Origin of the sequence: Streptomyces microflavus, assembly GCF_014650075.1 — a bacterium.
In the GTDB taxonomy this organism is placed as follows: Bacteria; Actinomycetota; Actinomycetes; order Streptomycetales; family Streptomycetaceae; genus Streptomyces; species Streptomyces microflavus.
The window spans coordinates 1,128,817-1,151,546 of sequence record NZ_BMUG01000001.1 but is presented as its reverse complement, the minus strand read 5'-3'; the positions used below and the strand labels follow the sequence as shown (position 1 = coordinate 1,151,546).

At 71.8% G+C, this 22,730-nt stretch carries 21 protein-coding genes; 6 read left to right on the top strand and 15 right to left on the bottom strand.

The genetic code is table 11. The annotated features are described in order from the left end of the window. From IE264_RS05035 to hisD, 10 genes are all read right to left on the bottom strand, one after another. Window positions 1-1,356, bottom strand: a 1,356-nt coding sequence (locus IE264_RS05035; protein WP_229887380.1) for an ATP-binding protein, incomplete at its 3' end; no start/stop codon positions are given. Window positions 1,357-1,522: 166 nt separating this feature from the next. Next, window positions 1,523-2,449, bottom strand: a complete 927-nt coding sequence (gene bdeA, locus IE264_RS05030; protein ID WP_032759472.1) for a bis(hydroxyethyl) terephthalate hydrolase — start codon at window positions 2,447-2,449, stop codon at window positions 1,523-1,525. Window positions 2,450-2,650: 201 nt separating this feature from the next. Beyond that, entirely contained in the window at window positions 2,651-3,406 is a 756-nt protein-coding gene (gene hisF, locus IE264_RS05025; RefSeq protein WP_015607959.1) for an imidazole glycerol phosphate synthase subunit HisF, read from the bottom strand. Beyond that, a complete protein-coding gene (locus IE264_RS05020; protein ID WP_015607960.1) occupies window positions 3,403-3,816 on the bottom strand; it encodes a RidA family protein in 414 nt (137 codons plus the stop codon). The genes hisF and IE264_RS05020 overlap by 4 nt, the downstream gene beginning before the upstream one ends. Then, the gene (gene priA / locus IE264_RS05015; RefSeq protein WP_032759473.1) at window positions 3,813-4,538 is read right to left on the bottom strand and encodes a bifunctional 1-(5-phosphoribosyl)-5-((5-phosphoribosylamino)methylideneamino)imidazole-4-carboxamide isomerase/phosphoribosylanthranilate isomerase PriA; all 726 of its coding nucleotides are present in this window, start codon (window positions 4,536-4,538) and stop codon (window positions 3,813-3,815) included. The genes IE264_RS05020 and priA overlap by 4 nt, the downstream gene beginning before the upstream one ends. Next, on the bottom strand, window positions 4,538-5,182 hold the full coding sequence (gene hisH / locus IE264_RS05010) for an imidazole glycerol phosphate synthase subunit HisH (protein ID WP_015607962.1): 645 nt from the start codon (window positions 5,180-5,182) through the stop codon (window positions 4,538-4,540). Before hisH ends, priA begins: the two co-directional genes overlap by 1 nt. Window positions 5,183-5,195: 13 nt before the next feature. Continuing rightward, window positions 5,196-5,363: a CG2302 family histidine operon protein gene (locus IE264_RS05005; RefSeq protein WP_003969742.1), complete on the bottom strand. Its 168-nt coding sequence runs from the start codon at window positions 5,361-5,363 to the stop codon at window positions 5,196-5,198. Continuing rightward, window positions 5,360-5,956 carry an imidazoleglycerol-phosphate dehydratase HisB gene (gene hisB, locus IE264_RS05000; protein WP_015607963.1) on the bottom strand — a complete coding sequence of 199 codons (597 nt, stop codon included), beginning with the start codon at window positions 5,954-5,956 and terminating at the stop codon, window positions 5,360-5,362. The genes IE264_RS05005 and hisB overlap by 4 nt, the downstream gene beginning before the upstream one ends. Continuing rightward, window positions 5,953-7,083 carry a histidinol-phosphate transaminase gene (locus tag IE264_RS04995; RefSeq protein WP_032759474.1) on the bottom strand — a complete coding sequence of 377 codons (1,131 nt, stop codon included), beginning with the start codon at window positions 7,081-7,083 and terminating at the stop codon, window positions 5,953-5,955. Before IE264_RS04995 ends, hisB begins: the two co-directional genes overlap by 4 nt. Continuing rightward, complete coding sequence (hisD, locus tag IE264_RS04990; RefSeq protein WP_032759475.1) at window positions 7,080-8,402, bottom strand: histidinol dehydrogenase; 1,323 nt, start codon at window positions 8,400-8,402, stop codon at window positions 7,080-7,082. Before hisD ends, IE264_RS04995 begins: the two co-directional genes overlap by 4 nt. 159 nt (window positions 8,403-8,561) lie before the next feature. On the opposite strand from hisD, the gene IE264_RS04985 reads away from it, so the two are divergent. The 4 genes from IE264_RS04985 (at window position 8,562) to ybaK (ending at window position 12,714) form a co-directional block, all read left to right on the top strand. Then, window positions 8,562-10,163, top strand: a complete 1,602-nt coding sequence (locus IE264_RS04985; RefSeq protein ID WP_015607966.1) for a hypothetical protein — start codon at window positions 8,562-8,564, stop codon at window positions 10,161-10,163. 222 nt (window positions 10,164-10,385) lie between these two features. Next, window positions 10,386-11,426 carry a hypothetical protein gene (locus IE264_RS04980; protein WP_032759476.1) on the top strand — a complete coding sequence of 347 codons (1,041 nt, stop codon included), beginning with the start codon at window positions 10,386-10,388 and terminating at the stop codon, window positions 11,424-11,426. A gap of 5 nt (window positions 11,427-11,431) precedes the next feature. Then, window positions 11,432-12,196, top strand: coding sequence for an LON peptidase substrate-binding domain-containing protein (locus IE264_RS04975; protein ID WP_031122046.1), 765 nt, complete (start codon window positions 11,432-11,434; stop codon window positions 12,194-12,196). A 17-nt stretch (window positions 12,197-12,213) separates the two neighbouring features. Beyond that, a complete protein-coding gene (ybaK, locus tag IE264_RS04970; protein ID WP_032759477.1) occupies window positions 12,214-12,714 on the top strand; it encodes a Cys-tRNA(Pro) deacylase in 501 nt (166 codons plus the stop codon). 136 nt (window positions 12,715-12,850) lie between these two features. Here the strand turns inward: ybaK and IE264_RS04965 are convergent, their stop codons facing one another. From IE264_RS04965 to IE264_RS04950, 4 genes are all read right to left on the bottom strand, one after another. After that, window positions 12,851-13,630: a hypothetical protein gene (locus IE264_RS04965; protein WP_032759478.1), complete on the bottom strand. Its 780-nt coding sequence runs from the start codon at window positions 13,628-13,630 to the stop codon at window positions 12,851-12,853. Between the two features lie 60 nt (window positions 13,631-13,690). Further along, the gene (locus tag IE264_RS04960) at window positions 13,691-14,536 is read right to left on the bottom strand and encodes an ABC transporter permease (protein WP_032759479.1); all 846 of its coding nucleotides are present in this window, start codon (window positions 14,534-14,536) and stop codon (window positions 13,691-13,693) included. A gap of 103 nt (window positions 14,537-14,639) precedes the next feature. Then, window positions 14,640-15,623, bottom strand: coding sequence for an ABC transporter ATP-binding protein (locus tag IE264_RS04955; RefSeq protein WP_031122050.1), 984 nt, complete (start codon window positions 15,621-15,623; stop codon window positions 14,640-14,642). A gap of 129 nt (window positions 15,624-15,752) precedes the next feature. Next, a complete protein-coding gene (locus IE264_RS04950) occupies window positions 15,753-17,018 on the bottom strand; it encodes an NYN domain-containing protein (protein WP_015607974.1) in 1,266 nt (421 codons plus the stop codon). A 290-nt stretch (window positions 17,019-17,308) separates the two neighbouring features. Here IE264_RS04950 and IE264_RS04945 point away from each other — a divergent pair, with 290 nt between their 5' ends. Continuing rightward, entirely contained in the window at window positions 17,309-17,488 is a 180-nt protein-coding gene (locus IE264_RS04945; protein ID WP_031122052.1) for a hypothetical protein, read from the top strand. Between the two features lie 90 nt (window positions 17,489-17,578). Here IE264_RS04945 and dnaE read toward each other — a convergent pair whose 3' ends face one another. Further along, on the bottom strand, window positions 17,579-21,115 hold the full coding sequence (gene dnaE, locus IE264_RS04940) for a DNA polymerase III subunit alpha (protein ID WP_015607976.1): 3,537 nt from the start codon (window positions 21,113-21,115) through the stop codon (window positions 17,579-17,581). 214 nt (window positions 21,116-21,329) lie between these two features. Here dnaE and IE264_RS04935 point away from each other — a divergent pair, with 214 nt between their 5' ends. Beyond that, the gene (locus tag IE264_RS04935; RefSeq protein WP_032759480.1) at window positions 21,330-22,655 is read left to right on the top strand and encodes a DUF2252 domain-containing protein; all 1,326 of its coding nucleotides are present in this window, start codon (window positions 21,330-21,332) and stop codon (window positions 22,653-22,655) included. Window positions 22,656-22,730 lie beyond the last annotated feature (75 nt).

The following is a 22,730-nucleotide window of genomic DNA, read 5'->3' as shown; positions in this document are numbered from 1 at the left end:
CCCTTCACCGGAGCGCACCGGGCGGGCCGACGAGGTAGCACAGGAGCCGGAGTCCGGCGTCGGGCCAGGCCCTTCGCCGGAGCGCACCGGCGCGCCCTGCGGGGCGGAGTGGCCACCGCAAAGCGGCGACGCGGCAGCGGCGATGGCGCGGCCCCCGGTCTCCGCCAGCAGGGCGGCGAGCAGTTCGTGGGTGGCGCGGCGGCGGGCGGGCGGGGCGTGGTGCAGGACCGCGCGGGCGAACAGCGGGTGGCTGAAGTGGACCCGGCTGCCCGCCCGTTGGAGCAGGCCCTCGGTCGCGGTGGAGCCGAACAGGACGCCGTCCAGGAAGTCCCGGGGCAGCCCGGTCCGGGTGCCCGCGCGCAGCAGGAGCAGGGCATCCGCCCCCGCCCCGGCCGGCTCGTGCTCCTGGGCGGCGGCGGCCAGCAGGAGCAGCCCGCGGGTGTGCGCCGGAAGCCCGTCAAGGCGGTCCGCGTACGCGGTCAGCACGCCCTCGGCGCCCGGCAGCGGACAGGGCAGCGGGGTGCGCCCGGCGAGCTGGTCCGGGGTGAGGCGGCCGGTGAGCCCGGCCAGCAGGCGGGGGTTGCCGGCCGCCTCCCGGAGGAGCTCGGCGCGGACGACCGGGTCGAGTCCCTCCGTACCGCCGGAAAGCCTGTGCGGGCGACGGCCGGGGCCCTCCGTACCGCCGGAAGGCCACACGCCGCCGGCAAAGCCCTCCGCACCGCGGGGAAGTCCCACGCCACCGGCAAAGCCCTCCCCCGCGCGGCCGCCGAACCCCTCCGCACCGCCGGAAACCCCCGTGAGCCGGTCCAGCAGCGCGGCCGCCGCGTCGTCGTCCAGTGGGCCGAGGCGGAGTGCGGGCAGTCCGGCGAAGGTGGGGCCGTCGTCCGCTGCGATCAGGACGGCGACCCGGCTGCCCGCGCCCAGTCTGCGGGCCGCGGAGTTGAGGGCGGTCCGGGAGGCCGGGTCCCAGGCGTGGGCGTCGTCGGCGCAGACCAGCAGCGGGCGTTCCCGGCCCAGCTCCCGCAAGCGGGCGAGCAGCGCGTCGGGGGTGAGGCCGGAAGGGGGGCGCGGCATGGGTGGCGGGCCCGGGGCCGGGCAGAGCAGGACGTGCAGGCCGCTGTGGGGCAGGGCGCGTTCGGCGGGGGCGGCGGTGGCGTACAGCACCGGGCCCCGGGGCCGGTGCGCGGCGGCCGCCTCGCGCAGCAGCGCGGTCCGGCCGAGGCCGGGCGGTGCCGTCAGCACGAGGGCGCCGCCGTCGCCCTGCCGCAGCCGGGCCAGCATGCCGTGCAGGATGGCGAGTTCACCGCTGCGGCCGTACAGCCGGGGCGGACTGTGCACGGTCGTCGATGAGGTCACATCGGCACGGTAGGACCGTGCGAGCGGGGGCGGAAGGTGCGCGTCCGGCCGCCCGGCCGGGGCGGTGCGGGCTCCCAGCCGCGCGGCTCCGGCGCTGTGCGCGGGCACAGTGCCGGAGCCGCCGGAAGAACGGTTCCGCGCCGGTTCCGTACCGGCTGCGCGGGTTCTACGAGGAGTGCGGGCAGTTGCCCCGGTACTCCGCGATGGTGAGGCTCGGCTGCGGGATCGGGCAGAGGAACTGCTCGTAGCGGGTGTCGTTGTCGATGAATCGCTTCAGCCACGAAATGCTGTACTTCGCGATCGTGGTGTTGGACGAGTTCGGGGTGAAGTGCGAGGCGCCCCGCAGTTCCAGGTACGCCTTGTCCAGCGAGCCGGGCAGCGACTGGTAGAACGGCTCGGAGTGGGTGGCGACGGGCGCGACCGTGTCGCCGTCCGCTCCGACCACCAGGGTGGGCGTGCGCAGTTCGGGCCAGGTCTTGTCGGTGTTCCAGCCGGTCAGCGGGATCGCCGCCTTGAGGGACGTACGGCTCTTCGCCGCTTCCAGTGAGCCGCCGCCGCCCATCGAGTGGCCCATCACGCCGAGCCGGGTGGCGTCGACCCGCGTCCGTACCGAGCTGCGCTGGGTCAGGTAGTCCAGGGCGGAGAGCAATTGGCGGCCCCGGCTGTCGGGCTGGTCGACCGTGGTGTTGGTGTCGATGGTGAAGACGACGAAGCCCTGCGACGCCAGGCGCGGCCCGAGCCAGGCGATGGAGGACTGGTAGGCGGTGAAGCCGGGCGAGATGACGACCGCGCCGAAGGTGCCGTCGGCGGTGGACGTCGGGTAGTAGATGGTGCCGCCGCCGAATCCGCTCACGGCGAGCGAGGAGACGGAGGTCTGGGAGGTGGCGTACGAGCCGCGGCTCGCCTCGATGGAGGCGTTGGTGGGGGCCGGTCCGCGCTCGTAGGGGTTGGCGGCGGCCTGGGCGCCCGGGACCAGGGCGGTCATCAGGAGGCCGGCGGTGGCCGCGGCGGCGGTCAGCAGGCCTGCGAGCGTACGGGGGCGGCTCGGGCGTGGGGAGTGCTGCTGTGCGGGGAGGAGGAGGTGCTGCTGCACGGGGGGATCCTCTCGGTGGTGGCGGGAACCACACCACGCGAGGCCCACGAGCCCGTCGTCCGGGGGCTGTCGGGGGTGCACCGCGTGGCTGCCGTCGTCGTCCGTCGGCGGTCGCCACTCTCACGGTGCGTCCCGTGGTCACGCATCGGCGGTATCACCGGTCTCGGCAGACCGGTGATACCGCCTCGACTGCTCAGCCGCTCAGCGGACCGGGTGTCCCGCTTCCCTCAGCGCGCCCTTGACCTCGGAGATCCGCAGGTCGCCGAAGTGGAACACCGACGCGGCCAGCACCGCGTCGGCGCCCGCCTCGATGGCCGGGGCGAAGTCGGCGAGCCGGCCCGCGCCGCCGGAGGCGATGACGGGGACGGTGACGTGCTTGCGTACCGCCTCGATCATCTCGGTGTCGTAGCCGTCCTTCGTGCCGTCGGCGTCCATCGAGTTGAGCAGGATCTCGCCCGCGCCCAGCTCGGCGGCCCGGTGCGCCCACTCGACGGCGTCGATGCCGGTGCCCTTGCGGCCGCCGTGCGTGGTGACCTCGAAGGTGCCCTCCGGGGTGCGGCGGGCGTCGACGGAGAGCACCAGGACCTGGCGTCCGAAGCGTTCGGCGATCTCGCGGATGAGGTCGGGGCGGGCGATGGCGGCGGTGTTGACGCCGACCTTGTCCGCTCCGGCGCGCAGCAGCTTGTCGACGTCGTCGGGGGTGCGGACGCCACCGCCGACGGTGAGTGGGATGAAGACCTGCTCGGCGGTGCGGCGGACCACGTCGTAGGTCGTCTCGCGGTCGCCGCTGGAGGCGGTGATGTCCAGGAAGGTCAGCTCGTCGGCGCCCTCGGCGTCGTACAGCTTGGCCATCTCGACGGGGTCGCCCGCGTCGCGCAGGTTCTGGAAGTTGACGCCCTTGACGACCCGGCCGTTGTCGACGTCCAGGCAGGGGATGACGCGTACGGCGAGAGTCATCGGGAGCCTCCCCGGTAGGCCTCTACCTCTACCTCGACGACCAGGCTCGGGTCGACGAACCCGGACACGATGATCATGGAGGCGGCGGGGCGTACGGCGTCGAACAGCTCCTTGTGGGCGCGGCCGACGTCGTCCACGTCCCGGGCGTGCGTGATGTACATCCGGGTGCGGACGACGTCCTCACGGCCGAGTCCCACCTGCTCCAGCGCCGCGAACGCGACGTCGAAGGCGGTGACCGTCTGCTCGTACGGGGAGCCTCCGGCGATCTGGCCGTTCACCACGGAGGTGCAGCCGGCCACCAGGACGAGGCCGTTGGGGAGCTCGACGGCGCGGGAGTAGCCGAACTTGTCCTCCCAGGGGGCGCCGGTGGAGATCCGGCGTACGGAGGCCGAAGCGGTGGGCTCCGTCATGCGGCTACCGCCTTGAGCGCCTCTTCCAGCGTGAACTCCTTCGCGTACAGCGCCTTGCCGACGATGGCGCCCTCGACGCCTTCGGGGACGAGGAGGGAGATCGCGCGGAGGTCGGCGAGGGAGGAGACGCCGCCGGAGGCGACGACCGGGCGGTCGGTGACGGCGCAGACGTCCCGCAGGAGGCCCAGGTTGGGGCCTTCGAGGGTGCCGTCCTTGGCGATGTCGGTGACGACGTAGCGGGCGCAGCCCTCGGCGTCGAGGCGGGCGAGGGTCTCGTAGAGGTCGCCGCCGTCGCGGGTCCAGCCGCGGCCGCGCAGGGTGGTGCCGCGGACGTCGAGGCCGACGGCGATCTTGTCACCGTGCTCGGCGATCACCTTGGCGACCCACTCCGGGGTCTCCAGGGCGGCGGTGCCGAGGTTGACGCGGCGGCAGCCGGTGGCGAGGGCGGCGGCGAGCGAGGCGTCGTCGCGGATGCCGCCGGAGAGCTCGACCTTGATGTCCATGGCACCGGTGACCTCGGCGATCAGGTCCCGGTTGTCGCCCGTGCCGAAGGCGGCGTCCAGGTCGACGAGGTGCAGCCACTCGGCGCCGGCGCTCTGCCAGGCGAGGGCGGCCTCCAGCGGGGAGCCGTAGGAGGTCTCGGAGCCGGACTCGCCGTGCACGAGGCGGACGGCCTGGCCGTCACGGACATCGACGGCGGGGAGCAGTTCAAGCTTCGGCATTACAGCGTCTCGATCCAGTTGGTCAGCAGCTGGGCGCCGGCATCGCCGGACTTCTCGGGGTGGAACTGGGTGGCCCACAGCGCGCCGTTCTCCACGGCCGCCACGAACCGTTCGCCGTGCGTGGCCCAGGTGACCTTGGGGGCACGGATCTTGGCGTTGGTGACTTCGAGGGACCAGTCGTGCGCCGCGTAGGAGTGCACGAAGTAGTAGCGCGCGTCGGCGTCCAGGCCCGCGAAGAGCCGGGAGTCCTCGGGGGCCTCGACGGTGTTCCACCCCATGTGCGGAACGATGTCGGCCTTCAGGGGTCCGACCGTACCGGGCCATTCGTCCAGGCCCTCGGTCTCCACGCCGTGCTCGATGCCGCGCTCGAAGAGGATCTGCATCCCGACGCAGATGCCCATCACGGGGCGGCCGCCGGAGAGCCTGCGGCCCACGATCCAGTCGCCGCGGGCGCGCTTCAGCCCGTCCATGCAGGCGGAGAAGGCGCCGACGCCGGGGACGAGCAGCCCATCGGCGTTCATCGCGCGGTCGTAGTCGCGGGTGATCTCGACGTCCGCGCCGACGTGGGCGAGGGCCCGCTCGGCGGAGCGGACGTTGCCGAAGCCGTAGTCGAAGACGACGACCTTCTTCTGGTTCTCACTCATGACGTACCTGTCCTCAGTCCCACAGGCCCTGGATCCGCAGGATGCCCGCCACCAGGCACATCACGGAGCCGATCGACAGCAGCACGATGACGCCCTTGGGCATCCCCTGCTTGGCGAAGGAGTAGACGCCGCCGGCCAGGAAGAGGCCGACGACGATCAGGATGGTGTTGAGGCCGGTCACAGGGCGCCCTTCGTGGAGGGCAGGATGCCGGCGGCGCGCGGGTCGTGCTCGCTGGCGTACCGCAGGGCGCGGGCGAGCGCCTTGAACTGGCACTCGACGATGTGGTGGGCGTTGCGCCCGTACGGCACGTGGACGTGCAGGGCGATCTGCGCCTGGGCCACGAACGACTCCAGGATGTGCCGGGTCATCGTCGTGTCGTACTCGCCGATCATCGGCGCCATCTTCTCGGGCTCGGTGTGCACGAGGTAGGGGCGGCCGGAGAGGTCGACGGTGACCTGGGCGAGCGACTCGTCCAGCGGGACGGTGCAATTGCCGAAGCGGTAGATGCCGACCTTGTCGCCGAGGGCCTGCTTGAAGGCGGCGCCCAGGGCGAGGGCGGTGTCCTCGATGGTGTGGTGGCTGTCGATGTGCAGGTCGCCCTCGGTCTTGACCGTGAGGTCGAAGAGGCCGTGGCGGCCGAGCTGGTCGAGCATGTGGTCGTAGAAGCCGACCCCGGTGGCGACATCGACCTTTCCGGTGCCGTCGAGGTTGATCTCGACCAGCACGGACGTTTCCTTCGTGGTGCGTTCCACGCGGCCTACGCGGGGGCTCATGCGTCGTGCTCCTTCTTCAGTTCGCGTACCGCATCGAGGAACGCGTCGTTCTCTGCCGGGGTTCCTGCGGTGACCCGCAGCCATCCCGGTACGCCGTTGTCCCGGACCAGGACGCCCCGGTCGAGGATCTGCTGCCAGACGGCGTGGCTGTCGTCGAAGCGGCCGAACTGGACGAAGTTGGCGTCCGAGTCGGTGACCTCGTAGCCGGTGGCGCGCAGCTCGGCCACCAGCCGGTCGCGCTCGCTCTTGAGCTGCGCGACGTACCCGAGCAGCGTATCGGTGTGCTCCAGGGCGGCGAGCGCGGTGGCCTGGGTGACGGAGGAGAGGTGGTACGGCAGCCGCACGAGCTGGACCGCGTCGACCACGGCCGGGTCGGCGGCGAGGTAGCCCAGGCGCAGCCCGGCCGCGCCGAACGCCTTGGACATGGTCCGGGAGACGATCAGGTTGCGGCGGCCCTCGATCAGCGGGAGCAGCGAGGGGTGGTGGCTGAACTCGCCGTACGCCTCGTCCACGACGACGATCGAGGGCCCGGCGGCCTGGGCGGCGTCGTACAGCGCGAGGACGGTCTCCGCGTTCACCGCCGTGCCGGTCGGGTTGTTGGGCGAGGTGATGAAGACGACCTCGGGGCGGTGCTCGGCGATGGCGGCGCGGGCGGCCTCGACGTCGATCGTGAAGTCCTCGTTGCGCGGCCCGGAGATCCAGCCGGTGCCGGTGCCCCGGGAGATCAGGGCGTGCATGGAGTACGAGGGTTCGAAGCCGATCGCGGTGCGGCCGGGCCCGCCGAAGGTCTGGAGCAGCTGCTGGAGGACCTCGTTGGAGCCGTTGGCGGCCCAGACGTTGGCGGCCGTCACTTCGTGCCCGGCGGTGCGGGTGAGGTAGCGGGCCAGCTCGGTGCGGAGCTCGACGGCGTCCCGGTCGGGGTAGCGGTTGAGGCCGCGGGCGGCGGCGCGGACCCGCTCGGCGATGCGGTCGACCAGGGCCTCGGGGAGCGGGTAGGGGTTCTCGTTGGTGTTGAGGCGTACGGGGACGTCGAGCTGGGGCGCCCCGTACGGGGACTGGCCGCGCAGCTCGTCGCGGATGGGGAGCTCGTCCCACGGGTTACGGGGGGTGGTGCTGCCGTTCGTCACTGCTGCGGAACCTTCCAGCCGAACCTTGCCTTGAGCGCTGCGCCGTGGGCGGGGAGGTCCTCCGCCTCGGCGAGGGTCACGACATGGTGGGTGACCTCGGCGAGCGCGTCGCGGCTGTAGTCGACGATGTGGATGCCGCGCAGGAAGGACTGCACGGAGAGGCCCGAGGAGTGGCAGGCGCAGCCGCCGGTGGGCAGGACGTGGTTGGAGCCGGCGCAGTAGTCGCCGAGCGAGACGGGCGACCAGGGGCCGACGAAGATCGCTCCGGCGTTGCGGACCCGGTCGGCGACGGCGGCCGCGTCCGCGGTCTGGATCTCCAGGTGCTCGGCGCCGTACGCGTCGACGACCTTGAGGCCGTCCTCGATGGAGGAGACCAGGACGATCGCGGACTGGCGGCCGGCCAGGGCGGGCTCGATGCGGTCCTTGATGTGCTTGGAGGCGGCGACCTGCGGGGCCAGCTCGGCCTCGGTGGCGGCGGCCAGCTCCGCGGAGTCGGTGACCAGGACGGCGGCGGCCATCGGGTCGTGCTCGGCCTGGCTGATCAGGTCGGCGGCCACGTGCACCGGATCGGCGGTGGCGTCGGCCAGGATCGCGATCTCGGTGGGCCCGGCCTCGGCGTCGATGCCGATGCGGCCCTTGAGGAGGCGCTTGGCGGCGGCGACGTAGATGTTGCCGGGACCGGTGACCAGGTTGACCGGGAGGCAGTCCTCGGTGCCGTACGCGAACATCGCGACGGCCTGGGCGCCGCCCGCCGCGTACACCTCGTCGACGCCGAGCAGGGCGCAGGCGGCGAGGATCGTGGGGTGCGGCAGCCCGTCGAAGTCCTTCTGCGGCGGGGAGGCCACGGCGATGCCCTCGACGCCCGCCTCCTGGGCCGGGACGACGTTCATCACGACGGAGGAGGGGTAGACCGAGCGGCCGCCGGGGACGTAGAGCCCGACGCGCTCGACGGGGACCCACTTCTCGGTGACGGTGCCGCCGGGGACGACCTGGGTGGTGTGGGTGGTGCGGCGCTGCTCGCGGTGGACGAGGCGGGCGCGGCGGATCGACTCCTCGAGGGCGGCGCGGACGGCCGGGTCCAGCTCCTGGAGCGCCCGGGTCAGGGCGTCGGCGGGCACCCGGACCGACGAGATCCGGACACCGTCGAACTTCTCCCCCCACTCGATCACTGCCGCGGAGCCACGATGGCGTACGTCCTCGCAGATGGGCCGCACCGTTTCCAGGGCGGCTTCCACGTCGAACTCGGCACGGGGCAGCAGGTCGCGCAGGGCAGCACCCTCGGGGAGGGTGTCGCCGCGCAGATCGATTCGAGAGATCACACCGCAATTCTCGCAGACCGCTCAGGAGCGCCGGTCGCCCGTATCACTGGCTGATACATGTCTCGGCCAACTCCCGCTGTCACTGCTGACCGATAGCTTTCATACCGTCACACAGAGGGAAGAACAGCACTACAGCATGTGTGCACGGAGGGAGCGGCCGTGACCGAGCCGCACGAAGGCGATATCCCGGACGGCCTCAGCGCAGCGGAGCTGGGCATGTGGCAGTCCTTCCGCAACGGGACCACCTACGACTTACGCACCTACGACTCCGCCCGCAACGATCCGTTCGGCCCTCATGTGTGGGGGCCCGAGCGGAGTGTCGGTGCGCGGACGGTGGCGCGGCTGCTGCTGAGCGGGCCGCCGGCGAGACCGGGCCGGGTGGCCGCGCTCAAGCTCCGGGGGGTGCGGATCACCGGAAAGCTGGACCTGGCGGGCGGCCGGGTCTCTCCGTACGTGGAGCTGACGGGGTGCCGCTTCGAGCAGGAGGTGGTGCTCCCGGAGTGCCACTTCACGACGTTGCGGATGGTGGGCTGCCTGCTGCCCCGGCTGGAGGCGGCCCGGCTGCACACGGAGGGCGATCTGCATCTGCCGCGCTGCCGGGTCGACCGGGGCATCCGGCTCACCGACGCCCAGATCGGTACGGACCTGCTGATCAACCAGCTCAGCGCCGGGCCCGACCGGCACGGCCGGGCCTTCGTCGGGGACGGCATGTCGGTGGCGCAGGACCTCCAGGCCGAGATGATCGAGACGCACGGGGAGCTGAGCCTGCGGGGGGCGAAGGTGGGCGGTTCGCTGAGTCTGCGCGGCAGCCATCTGCGCGCCGCGGAGGACCGCCGCGCGCTGAACGCGCCGCAGCTGACGGTGGAGCGCACGCTCTACATGACCGAGGCGTGGGTGAGCGTCGACACCGGGAACCAGGGCACGACACCCCCGTACGGCGTGGTCTACGCCCCGACCCCGGCGCGCGGGACCCGGTCGCAGATCTTCGAGTGCAAGGGCGGGGTGCGGCTGGACGACGGGCGGTTCGGGGACGCGGTGGACCTGCACAAGGCCCGGTTCGCGATGACCCGGCAGGAGGAGCTGTCGCTGCGCCGGATCGTCACGCCGGAGCTGCGGTTCAACGCGGAGCGCCCCGAGGAGGGCCGGGTCGTGCTGAACGGGGCGAAGGTGGTGACCCTGATCGACCTGTCGACGAGCTGGCCGGGCCCCGGCGGTCTCGCGATGGGCGGTTTCGTCTACGAGAACCTCGTCCCGTACGGCCACTTCCCGCTCTCGCGGCGGCTGGAGTGGGTGCTGGCGGCGACCCCGGAGTACGTCCCCGAGCCGTACGAGCGGCTCGCGACGGTGCTGCGGGGCAGCGGCGAGGACGCGGACGCGCGCGAGGTGCTGCTGGCCAAGCAGCGCCGCCGCCGCGAGACGCTGCCGCCGGCCGCGAAGGCGTGGGGGTTCCTCCAGGACTGGACGGTGGCGTACGGGTACCGGCCGGGGCGGGCGGCGGTGTGGATGGCGGTGCTGTGGGCGGCGGGCACGGCGGCGTTCTCGCAGTACGACCCGGCGTCGATCAAGAACGACGAGTCCCCGCTGTGGAATCCCGCGCTCTACGCGCTGGACCTCCTCATCCCCGTGATCAACCTCGGCCAGGACGGCTACTGGCGGATGGAGGGCGGCTGGCAGTGGGCCGCGGCCGGTCTGGTGCTCGTGGGGTGGGTTCTGGCCACGACGGTGGCCGCAGGAGCCTCCCGGCTGCTGCGCAGGGGCTGACGGAAAGGGCAGCTGGAACCAGGTGCGGCCGCCCGGGACCGGCGTATCAGCGGGCGGGACGGGGCTCCTGGGCCGACAGCGACGAGGTGACGAGCAGGTCGCATTCAAGCCACCCCCGGGACGTTTCCTTTGCCCTTTCTTGACCCGGCCCGATACAACCCATTCACTCGGCACAGAAGCTTCACAGCACACCCCTGGCGCGGCCCTCACCAGCGCTTTTCAATGGTCTGCACCATGGCCTTCCTTCGTGCTCTGCTCAGTACCGCGCGCATGATCCGGCACAGCCCTCCGCTGTCCGCCGGACTGCCCGCGGATGACGCCGTGCTGCTCGACGCCCCCGACGAGCAGCTCTCCCCGGCGCTGGTGGCCGCTGCCCTGGGCGACCACGAACCGGCCGCCAAGCTGCTTGCCACCACCCGGTCCTCCGCCGACTGGGAGAACCGCGACCGCTACCTCGGCCGGCTCGTCACCTTCGCCCGCCACCGCGACGGCTGGCTCACCGACTGGCTGGCCGCCGACCCGCGCGACCCCGACGCCCTGCTGGTCAAGGCGGAACTCGCGGTCCGCCGGGCCTGGGAGTCGCCCGCCCGCGCCGAGCGGCTCCACGAGGTCGGCCCGATGATCACCGCCGCCGCCGAGGCGGACCCGCGCGACCCGGTGCCCTGGCGGCTCGCCCTGGACCACGCCCGCGGCACCCACGCCACGCACACGGCCTTCGAGTCGCTCTGGGAGCAGGCGATACGGCGCTCCGCGCACCACTACGGCTGCCATGTGGCGGCGCTGCGCTACCTCTCCGCCGCCTGGTACGGCTCGCACCGCGAGTGCTTCGACTTCGCCGAGCGGGCCGCCGAGGACTCCCTGCCCGACTCCCTGGTGCAGGCCCTCCCGGCCCGGGCGGCCTTCGCCCTGCTCCTGGACACCCAGGCGCTGGGCCGGACCACCTCCGTACTGGAGGAGCGGATCGACGCGGCGGCCGACGCGGCCATCAGGCTGTCGGCCGCCTACCGGCCCGGCGACCCGTGGCCCGCCGAGGTCCGCAACCTCCTCGTGTACGTGCTCCTCGCCCGCGGCCGCTGGGCCGAGGCGCTGGAGCAGTTCACGCTGATCGGGCAGCACGCGACGTCGTTCCCGTGGTCCTCGGTCTCCGACGACGCCCTCGGCCGGTTCCTCGACGCACGGGACGGCGCACGGCTCCAGGTGGCCTCCGCGACCCCCTTGCGCAACCGGGCAGACCGCGGACGTCCGCGTGGCCATTACGCTTGAGCGTTGTGACCACCGCCCGTCTTCCCCTTTTCCCGCTCAACGCGGTGCTGTTCCCCGGCCTCGTGCTGCCGCTCAACGTCTTCGAGGAGCGTTATCGCGCCATGATGCGGGAGCTGCTGAAGAGCGACGAGGACGAACCTCGCCGCTTCGTCGTGGTCGCGATCCGCGACGGCCGCGAGACCGCGGTGACGGGCACCGGCATGCCGGACCCCGTCGCCTCCGCACCCCCCGCCGAGCGCGCCCCCGCCGAGGGCTTCGGCCCCGACCCCATCCAGACCTTCCACCGGGTCGGCTGCATCGCCGACGCGGCGACCATCCGCGAGCGCCCGGACGGCAGCTTCGAGGTCCTGGCCACCGGCACCACCCGGGTCAGGCTGCTCTCGGTCGACGCGAGCGGCCCGTACCTGAGCGCCGAGGTCGAGGAAGTGGCCGAGGAGCCCCCCGCCGAGGACGAGGCCGACGAGGCCGGGGCCCTCGCGGAGGGCGTCCTGCGGGCGTTCCGCGCCTACCAGAAGCGTCTGGCCGGAGCGACCGAACGCTCGCTCGCCACCGGCTCCGAGCTGCCCGACGACCCCTCCGTCGTCTCCTACCTGGTCGCGGCGGCCACCGTCCTGGACGTCCCCACCAAACAGCGGCTGCTCCAGGCCCCGGACACCGCGACCCGCCTGCGCGAGGAGCTGACGCTGCTGCGCCGGGAGACCGCGGTCATCCGCCACCTCCCGTCGCTGCCCGCGCCGGACCTGACCCGCGCCCCCACCCACCCCAACTGAACAAGGACTCCCCACCGGTGGCGAAGAAGCCGAAGAAGCAGTCGGGCGGCACCCCCGCCACGGTCGCCCTGACCGCGGCGGGCACCGCCTTCACGGTCCACGCCTACGACCACGACCCGGCCTCCCCCTCCTACGGCGAGGAGGCCGCCGAGGCCCTGGGTGTCTCCCCCGACCGGGTCTTCAAGACCCTGGTCGCGGACGTCGACGGCGAACTGACGGTCGCGGTCGTCTCCGTGGCCGGCTCCCTGGACCTCAAGGCCCTGGCGGCCGCGGTGGGCGGCAAACGCGCCACGATGGCCGACCCGGCGGCCGCGGAACGCACCACGGGCTACGTCCGGGGCGGCATCTCCCCCCTGGGCCAGCGCAAGCGCCTGCGTACGGTGCTGGACGCGTCGGCACGGTCGCACGCGACGATCTGCGTGTCGGCGGGGCGCCGGGGCCTGGAGGTAGAGCTGGCGGCCACGGATCTGGCGGAGCTGACGGGGGCGGTGTTCGCGGAGATCGGACGGGGCGCTTAGGCCCCCCGCTCCTCAAGCGCCGGAGGGGCTACTTGTAGCCCCTCCGGCGCTTGAGGAGCGGGGTCCGGGGCAGCGCCCCGGTTTCGGGAAGGGGCGGGCAGGGGAACAGCCCGCCGCAGGCGCCCCACCCGCACCGCTAGGACACCCCCGAACCCCCAGGCGGCACAGGCGACGCCCCAGGCCCAGCAGCCCCACCGGACCCACCAGGCCCAGCAGCCCCACCAGGTCCCCCCTCAGACCCCTCCCCCGGCCCCCCGTAATACGACGACCACCCCGCCCCCGCCGCCCACTCCGGCTCAGGATCCCGAGGCCCGAACGCCGCGGTCAGCAGCAGATGCAGGGCCAGCGCCACGAACGGCCACACCAGCACCGCCACCGCCACCGCGTGCAGCTCCAGCGGCGCGTCGAACACGACGCCCTTGCCCACCTCCCGCGCGCGGGCCACCACGTCGGAGGACGGCCCCAGCCAGACCCCCACCCGCCAGGCCAGCAGCGAGCCGAGCACCGCGCCCAGCGCGAGACCCACCACCACGAAGACACCGCCCCGCCGCAGCCGCCAGAAGACCGCGGCAGCCGACAGCACGCCGAACCCGGCCGCCAGCAGGACAAACGTTCCGTCCGCCCCGATCGCCTCCTCGCCCTCACTGTTCCGCAGGAAGACGGCGCTGCCGTCGGAGACCAGCGGGACCCGGGGCGCGAGCCACAGCCACAGCAGCCCGAGCGCGATACCGGCGATCGCCACGAGCACGGTGACCACCGCGGCCTGGCGGAGCTCCGTCGCCGTGTCCGGGTCGTCGGGCGAGCCGAACGAGGGCGCGAGGTGGGACCCCGAGGGCGGGGCCTGCCACGGATCGTGGGGGTTCGGCTGGTGAGGCGGCGTCAGAGGTGCGGTCACCGTGCCATCGTGCCAGGCCACCCTGTGCCGCGCCTCACCGGATGCCGCACCCGTGCGTACGGGGCACACCGCCGGCGCCACCTACCGTACGGCGGCCCGCCGGTACGCCCACGTGGCCACGGCCAGCGACAGCACCCCCACCACCGCGCAGATCGCGAGGAAGAAGCCGATCATGCCCCAGTCCGGACGGTCGTCGAAGGAGCGGGCCAGCGCCTCGACCCCGTACGTCGAGGGCAGCAGGTCACGCGCCCACCCCACCGGCCCCGGCAGCCGGTCGGCAGGCAGCACCCCGAGCAGCAGGGCGGCGGACATGCCCAGCTGTCCGAGCAGGGTGGCCAGCTCCGGGCGCGGGGCGAGCAGCCCGAGGGCCGCCCCGAGACCGGCCAGGGCGGCGCCGGAGAGCGGGATCACGGCGACCAGGATCCACAGATGGGTCATCGGGAGCTGGAACAGCACGCTCCCGGTGATCGCCGTGAAGACCGTGCCGGGCACGGTGAACGAGGCGTACGCGCCCGCCGCCCCCAGCACCACCGCGGCGGGCGGCACCGGCAGGGTGGCGTAGTGGTCGAGCCCGCCGCCGGCCCGCAGCTGGCCGAAGTACTGGGCGAGCAGGTTGAGCGCGACGAACGCCACGACCAGCACGCTGGAGCCGGCGACCACCGCACGGGCCTCGGCCCCGCCGTCGACGACGCCCCGCATCAGGACCATGATCCCGACGGACTGGAAGGTCGCCACGAAGAGCAGCGGGATCCGGGCGACCCGCGCCCGGGAGAGCTGGGCGCGGTAGACGGCGGCCAGCGAGGGCAGCAGCCGGGCGCGCGGCGCGAGGGGGGCGGGCACGGTCCGCGCGGCGGAGCCGGGACCGGAGGGGCGGGGCAGGGGCCGGACGCGCGAGGGTGCGGTCCTGGCCGGAATGATGCTCGTCACCTGTGGCCGCTCTCCTTGCACCCGTCCAGCACATCCACCGCGCCCACCAGTACGTGCACCGCCTGTGCGGCGTTCAGAGCCCGCACCCCGCGTCCGTGGATCGTCACGCCTTCACCAGCCCCTTGGTCGCATTGGCCGCGTCTCCCCCGAGCGCCAGGTACACATCTTCCAGGCTGGGTGTGGCCAGGGTGAAATCGTCGAGCGCGGCGAAGGCCGCGCCGCCCGTCACCGCGGCGACCGCGGCCCGGGCCTCGTCGGGGCCCAGCCGCAGCACCCAGCGCCGCCCGGACTCCTGGGCGGACGGGCGCAGCGCCGCGACCTCCGGGACGTCCAGGGGCGCGCGCTCGCGCCACATGAGCTCGACGCGGACCTCTCCGGCGACCTTCTCCTTGAGCCCGGAGGGGGTGTCGCAGGCGATGACCCGGCCGCGTTCGAGGACGGCGACCCGGTCGAGGACGGTCTCGGCCTCGATGACATTGTGGGTGACCAGCAGGACGGTGGCGCCGCGCTCCGCCCGGCGGCGGTCGACGGCGGCCCAGACGGCCCTGCGGGCCACCGGGTCCATGCCGGTCGTCGGCTCGTCCAGGACCAGCACGGGCCGGTCCCCGACGAGCGTGGCGGCGAAGCAGGCGAGCCTGCGCTGACCGCCGGACAGCTTCTTCAGGGGCCGCCCGGCCAGTTCGGTGAGGCCGAGCTCCTCCAGTACGGCGTCGCGTTCGGCGCGCGCCTCGCGGACGTGGAGCCCGCGCAGCCGTCCGGTGGTCTCGGCGGCCAGGGAGACCGTCAGTTCGTCCAGGGCGGTGGATTCCTGGCCGAGGTAGCCGATCAGCCGGGAGGCCCGCTCGGGGTGGCGTACGAGGTCGTGGCCGAGGACTTCGACGGAGCCGGAGTCGGGGCGCATCAGCCCGGTGAGCTGGCGGACCAGCGTGGACTTGCCGGCGCCGTTGGGGCCGAGCAGGCCGAAGATCTCGCCGCGCTCGACATCGAGGCTGATCCCGTCGGTGGCGCGCACCTCGGGCGTCGCGGGTGCGCCTCGGCGGCCCCGGACGGCGGGATAGGTCTTGACGAGGTCACGCACCGCGCACACGGTGCCGGTGTCGCTCTGCGCCTGTGCTGTGCCCGTACTCACGAGGTACGAGGGTACGGGGTCACACGCCCCGGTTTGCGTCCGGGGCCGCCATGCGTCGCGGAGCCCGGCGCTGTCCGGGAAACAGCCCTACTCCCCCGCCGGTACGTGCTCGGCCGCCGCGCGCACATCGATCTCGCGCCAGAATCCCGCCCGGATCGCGTAGCGGTCGTGCTCGTCGATCTGGTCGTCCTTGTGGGCGAGGAGTCCGAAGCGGGCCGCGTACCGCAGGAGTTCGCCGTCGATGCGGTGCGGGATGCGCGGGTACATGGTGGAGAGCTTCTGCAGGTGGACGGTTTCCGGGAGCCGTTCCATCCAGCGCCGGGCGAAGACCTGGCCCACTTCGAAGGGGTCGCCGCCGACGGTGGTGATGTCCTCCTCCCGGTCGGCCCAGCGCTGTTCGGCGCTGGTGAGCTGGGCGAGGGTCGGCAGAGAGGCGGTCTCGGCGGGCTCGCCGAGGGGGCCGCCGCGCTCCACCCAGCCCCGGTCGGAGGACCAGCGCAGGGTGGCGTTGGCGGGCTGCGCGGCCTGGGCGGCCGTCCGGTCCGGGTGGGTGCTGTGGGCGCGGAGTGCGGCGAGGTCCTTGGGGGTGGGGACGCCCTTGTGGCCGGGTGCGGGCGGGGTGTCGTCGGAGGGGCCGGTGTCGGGGGGCGCCGGGGGGCCGTTGCGGGCGGCGGCGGCCTGGGCCTCGGAGGCGCGTTCGGCGGAGGCTGCGAGGGCGGCCTCCGGCAGCGGGGCGGAGAGGATGGCGGCGATCTCGGGGCGCGGGGCGGGCGGCGGCGGGCAGCTGCCGCCGGTGTCCTTGGCCCGTACGGCCTTGGTGATCCAGGCCCGGTCGAGCACGCGCCGTTCGTCCGCCTCGGCGACGAGGTCCTCGGACTGGTTGTAGTCGCCGTCGGCGGCCTGGACGGCCCACAGGTGGACGGCGACCCCGTGTTCCTTGGCGGACATCAGTCCGGGCAGCAGATCGCCGTCGCCGGTCACCAGGACCACATCCGAGCAGGCCCGGTTCCTGGCCAGTTCGGTGAGCTCGGCGTGCATGGCGGCGTCCACGCCCTTCTGGGCCCAGCGTCCGTCGCTGCGGGTCAGGGCTCCCAGCCGTACGGTCACCCGGGGCATCACCCGGAGCCTGCGGTGCTCGGGCTGGGGTACCCGGTCGGGGGCGCCGTCGAACCAGTAGATCCGCAGCAGCGGCTGCTGCGTATCGGCTTCGGCCCTCTCGCGCAGCCCCTGGATGAGGGCCGCGTGGTCGACGGTGATGCGGGACCGGGCGGGCTCTCCGGCCAGCAGGCTCGCGGCTGCGCCCAGCAAGTAGCCGGCGTCCACCAGGACGACGCAACGGTCCACGCGTTCCACCCTCTTCCAGGAATTCGGGAACGGTTCAGCGGCCCGTCCCTCGATGGCCGGGTCCGCTTACCCAGGGTTTCCTTCGAGTCTGCCCGACCACGCAAGGGTTAACGGCCGGAACTCGATCATCGGCGTGGCGAATCGGGAAAGGGCTGGAAAAGGTCTGGGGCGGCTGCACAGGCCAGGGTCACCGCGGATACCACTACGCACGGTAATGATCCAACATGCACTGTTTGCGGCGCTATGTGAGTCTGGCAACGGTCCTGGCCCCCCAGGATTCCCCACAGGAGGCATTCACCATGGCCAAGAACAAGAACCGCAAGCAGGGCAGCCAGCACGATCGCGCGTCCGAATCGGAGCGTGGTTCGGAGCAGGCGAAGTCGACGGCGTTCGAGTCGCAGACCCAGCCGCAGTCGCAGTCCCAGGGCAGCCCGTCGGACGTGGCGCGCAAGCACCAGCGGCGCTTCGGTCACAACTGACGCGTCGGCCGCTCGCGGTCATGCACGAGAGGGGCGTCCCGCACCAGGCGGGACGCCCCTCTCGTCGTTTCCGTAGGTACGCCCCGGGGCTCAGCCGGCCAGGCAGGCCGGGCCGAGCAGCACCTTCAGATCGCCGAAGAGGGCCGAATCCGCCTTGACCCGGTGCCGGTCGAGCCGCAGGACGGTCGTCTTGCGGGGGCCCTGGAGCTTGATCCGTACCTCGGTGTCGCCCCGGTGGTGGCTGAGCACCTCGCCGAGCCGGGTGACCATCGGCGGGGTGATCTTCACGGTGGGGATGGTGAGGATGACGGGCGCGTTGGTCCCCGCGTTGGAGATGTCGGGCACCTGCATCTCCATCGCGACGAGCCGGGGCACGTCCTCGCGCTTGTCGAGCCGCCCCTTGACGAAGACGACGGTGTCCTCGACGAGCTGGGTGGAGACCAGCTGGTACGTGGCGGGGAAGAACATGCACTCGATGGAGCCCGCCAGGTCCTCCACGGTGGCGATGGCCCAGGCGTTGCCCTGCTTGGTCATCTTGCGCTGGAGGCCGGAGATGATGCCGCCGACGGTGACGATCGCGCCGTCCCCGTAGTCCCCGCTCATGAGCTGGGAGATCGAGGAGTCGGCCTTGTCGGACAGCACGTGCTCCAGACCGAACAGCGGGTGGTCGGAGACGTACAGGCCGAGCATCTCCCGCTCCTGGGCGAGCAGGTAGGACTTCTCCCACTCCAGGTCGGAGAACTCCACGTCGAGCCCGAATCCCGGCTCGCCGCTCTCCTCCTCGCCGCCCCCGAAGAGGTCGAACTGCCCCTCGGCCTCCTTGCGCTTGACCTGCACCACGTTGTCGATCATCGGCTCGTGGTGGGCGACGAGGCCCTTGCGGGTGTGGCCCATCTCGTCGAAGGCGCCGGCCTTGATCAGTGATTCGACGGTGCGCTTGTTGCAGACGACCGCCTCGACCTTGTCGAGGAAGTCCGGGAAGGAGCTGTACTTCCCCTTGGCCTTGCGGGACCGGATGATCGAGTCCACGACGTTCTGGCCGACGTTGCGGATGGCGGTCAGGCCGAAGAGGATCACGTCGTCGCCCTGGGCCGCGAAGTTGGACAGCGACTCGTTGACGTTGGGCGGCAGTACCTTGATGCCCATGCGGCGGCACTCGTTGAGGTAGACCGCGGACTTGTCCTTGTCGTCCTTGACCGAGGTCAGCAGGGCGGCCATGTACTCGGCGGGGTAGTTCGCCTTGAGGTAGCCGGTCCAGTAGGTGACCAGGCCGTACGCGGAGGAGTGCGCCTTGTTGAAGGCGTACCCGGCGAACGGGACCAGCACGTCCCACAGCGCCTTGATCGCGGCGTCGGAGAAGCCGTTCTTCTTGGCACCGGCCTCGAAGAGCACGAAGTTCTTCGCCAGCTCGTCGGGCTTCTTCTTGCCCATCACGCGGCGCAGGATGTCGGCCTCGCCGAGGGAGTACCCGGCGACGATCTGGGCGGCCTTCTGGACCTGCTCCTGGTAGACGATCAGACCGTAGGTGAGGCCGAGGACCTCCTTGAGGGGCTCCTCCAGCTCCGGGTGGATCGGAGTGATCTCCTGGCGGCCGTTCTTGCGCTCGGCGTAGTTCGTGTGCGAGTTCATGCCCATCGGGCCCGGCCGGTAGAGGGCCGAGACGGCGGAGATGTCCTCGAAGTTGTCGGGCTGCATCTGGCGCAGCAGGGAGCGCATCGGCCCGCCGTCGAACTGGAAGACGCCGAGCGTGTCACCGCGGCAGAGCAGTTCGTACGTCTTGGGGTCGTCCAGCGGCAGGGAGAGCATCTCCAGGTCGATGCCCTTGTTGGACTTCACCATCTTGATGGCGTCGTCCATGATCGTCAGGTTGCGCAGGCCGAGGAAGTCCATCTTCAGCAGGCCGAGCGACTCGCACTGCGGGTAGTCCCACTGCGTGATGGTGACGCCGTCGGTGTGCCGGACCCAGACGGGTGCGTGGTCGACGATCGGCTCGCTGGACATGATGACGCCGGCGGCGTGCACGCCCATCTGCCGGACCAGGCCCTCGACGCCCTTCGCGGTGTCGATGACCTTCTTGACGTCCGGCTCGCTCTCGTACATCCCCCGGATCTCGCCCGCCTCGCTGTAGCGCGGGTGCTTGGGGTCGGTGATGCCGTTGAGGTCGATGCCCTTGCCGAGGACGTCGGCGGGCATGGCCTTGGTGAGGCGGTCGCCCATGGCGTACGGGTAGCCCAGCACCCGGGCCGAGTCCTTGATGGCGTTCTTCGCCTTGATCTTGCCGTAGGTGCCGATCATGGCGACCTTGTCGGCGCCGTACTTCTCGGTCACGTACCGGATCACCTCGACGCGCCGGCGCTCGTCGAAGTCGATGTCGACATCGGGCATGGAGACGCGCTCGGGGTTGAGGAACCGCTCGAAGATCAGCCCGTGCTCGATCGGGTCGAGGTCGGTGATGCCCATCGCGTACGACACGATCGAACCGGCCGCCGAACCACGTCCGGGGCCGACCGCGATGCCGTTGTTCTTGGCCCACATGATGAAGTCCGCGACGACCAGGAAGTATCCCGGGAACCCCATCTGGATGATGATGTCCATCTCGTACTCGACCTGCTTCTGCCGGTCGTCGGGCACACCGTTCGGGAAGCGGCGCTGCATGCCCTTGCGCACTTCCTCCTGGAACCAGGTGATCTCCGTGAAGCCGTCCGGGATCTCGAACTTCGGCATGAGGTTCTTCGCCTCGAACATGCCGGTGGTGTCGATCTGCTGGGCGACCAGGAGGGTGTTGGCGCACCCCTGCTGCCAGGCGTCGGAGGAGTCGACGGCGTACATCTCGTCCGTCGTCTTCAGGTAGTAGCCCGTGCCGTCGAAGCGGAAGCGATCGGGGTCGGAGAGGTTCTTGCCGGTCTGGATACAGAGCAGGGCGTCGTGGGCGGTCGCCTCGTGGGCGTACGTGTAGTGGGAGTCGTTGGTGACCAGCGGCGGGATGTCCAGCTTCTTGCCGATCTCCAGCAGCCCGTCGCGGACCCGGCGCTCGATCTCGATGCCGTGGTCCATCAGCTCCAGGAAGTACTTGTCCGCCCCGAAGATGTCCTTGTAGTCGGAGGCCGCCTGCACCGCCTCGTCGAACTGGCCGAGCCGCAGCCGGGTCTGCACCTCGCCCGAGGGGCAGCCGGTGGAGGCGATCAGGCCCTCGGACCACTGGGAGATGGTCTCCTTGTCCATCCGGGGCCACTTCTGGAGCCAGCCCTCGGCGTACGCGTCCGAGGAGAGCCGGAAGAGGTTGTGCAGCCCGGTCTTGTTCGACGCCCAGATCGTCTTGTGGGTGTACCCACCGGATCCGGACACATCGTCGCGCTTCTGGTGCGGCTGTCCCCACTGCACCTTGCGCTTGTGTTTGCGCGACTCCGGGGCGACGTACGCCTCGATGCCGATGATCGGTGTGACGCCCGCCTTGGTCGCCGAGTGGAAGAAGTCGTAGGCCCCGTGCAGGTTGCCGTGGTCGGTCATCGCGATGTGCGACATGCCCATCTCGTTGCACGCCTCGAACATGTCCTTGAGCCGCGCCGCACCGTCCAGCAGCGAGTACTGGGTGTGAACGTGCAGGTGCGTGAAGGGCGGCTTGGTCACGGCGTCGGGCCTCCGGGAAGTCGGGCGATGACGGACGGGGGGACAGCGTGGAAGTCTACGACGTGATGGAGTCGGACGACGGGCACTCCCGGCTTCCGCCGAGCGTTGGAGAAGGCGGGACACGTGCCCGTTTTGTCATGCACTCAGTCACGCTCGGAGTCGAGCGGACCCCAGCCCGGCCAGGCACGCCGGCTACCGCAGGAGGCAGCAAGAAATGTCGGAAACGCAGACCGGCGCAGCGCAGCGCGGGGAGCAGATTCTCGCCGTTTTCGACACCGCCTTCGGGGAGCTGCTGGCCGCCGATCCGGCCGCTTTCCGGGTCAAGTTCCGCAAGATGGCGGGCTCGGCCTTCGCCTTCTACCGGGGCACGGCCGGCCTGTTCTACAGCGACCTGGAGCGCGAGCAGCGCGGCGGCCCGTATCTGGACGAGCGGACCGGCCGGGTCTGGATCCACGGTGATCTGCACGCGGAGAATTTCGGCACCTACATGGACGCCAACGGCCGCCTCGTCTTCAACGTCAACGACTTCGACGAGGCGTACGTGGGCCCCTTCACCTGGGACCTGAAGCGGTTCGCCGCCTCCGTGGCGCTGATCGGGTACGCCAAGGCGCTGAGCGACGAGCAGATCACCGACCTGGTCCGGATCTTCGCCGCCGCCTACCGGGAGCGGATCCACGCGCTGGCGACGGGCGCGAAGAACGACGAGGTGCCGCCCTTCACGCTGGACACGGCGGACGGCCCGCTGCTGGACGCGCTGCGCGCCGCCCGGTCGCTGACCCGCTTCTCGCTGCTGGACTCGATGACGGTGATCCGTGACTTCGAGCGCCGCTTCGCGGACGGCGGCGGCGCGATCGACCTGGACGCCGCCACGCGGTACAAGGTGCTGGCCGCGTTCGACGGCTATCTGGAGACGCTGCCGGAGTCGAGCCTGACCCGCCCCGACTCCTACCGGGTCAAGGACGTGGTGGGCCGCCGGGGCATCGGCATCGGCTCCGCCGGGCTGCCCTCGTACAACATCCTTCTGGAGGGCAACAGCGACGCCCTGGAGAACGATGTGGTGATCTACCTCAAGCAGGCGCAGACCCCGGCGGTCTCCCGGCACATCACGGACGCCGCCGTGCGGGACTACTTCCAGCACGAGGGGCACCGCACGGTGATCTCGCAGCGCGCGCTCCAGGCGCACGCCGACCCGTGGCTGGGCTGGACCGAGCTGGACGGCGCGGGCCAGCTGGTCGCCGAGGTCTCGCCGTACGCGGTCGATCTGGACTGGTCCGAGATCGACGAGGTGGACGAGATCGCGGCGGTCGTCGCCGATCTGGGCCGGGCGACCGCCACCATGCACGCGGCGGCGGACGACGAGAGCGGGCACTCGCTGGTGCCGTTCTCCACGGAGCGGGCGATCGACGCGGCCATCGCGGCCGACGAGGAGGGCTTCGGCGAGCTGCTGGTCGACTTCGCCCACAGCTACGGGGCCCGGGCGCGGGCGGACCACCAGATCTTCGTGGACCTCTTCCGCAACGGCCGGATCCCGGGTCTGTAGGCCTCGTGCCCGAGGGGGCACTGTGACTCTCAGCCTCTTTTAAGGTCCTCCTACCTCAGCACATGACACACTTTC

Coding starts and splice junctions, on each gene's coding strand:
- hisF (WP_015607959.1), bottom strand. CDS start 3,406: ATGACTCTCGCCGTACGCGTCATCCCCTGCCTGGACGTCGACAACGGC.
- IE264_RS05020 (WP_015607960.1), bottom strand. CDS start 3,816: ATGACGGAGCCCACCGCTTCGGCCTCCGTACGCCGGATCTCCACCGGC.
- priA (WP_032759473.1), bottom strand. CDS start 4,538: ATGCCGAAGCTTGAACTGCTCCCCGCCGTCGATGTCCGTGACGGCCAG.
- hisH (WP_015607962.1), bottom strand. CDS start 5,182: ATGAGTGAGAACCAGAAGAAGGTCGTCGTCTTCGACTACGGCTTCGGC.
- hisB (WP_015607963.1), bottom strand. CDS start 5,956: ATGAGCCCCCGCGTAGGCCGCGTGGAACGCACCACGAAGGAAACGTCC.
- IE264_RS04980 (WP_032759476.1), top strand. CDS start 10,386: ATGGTCTGCACCATGGCCTTCCTTCGTGCTCTGCTCAGTACCGCGCGC.
- IE264_RS04945 (WP_031122052.1), top strand. CDS start 17,309: ATGGCCAAGAACAAGAACCGCAAGCAGGGCAGCCAGCACGATCGCGCG.
- IE264_RS04935 (WP_032759480.1), top strand. CDS start 21,330: ATGTCGGAAACGCAGACCGGCGCAGCGCAGCGCGGGGAGCAGATTCTC.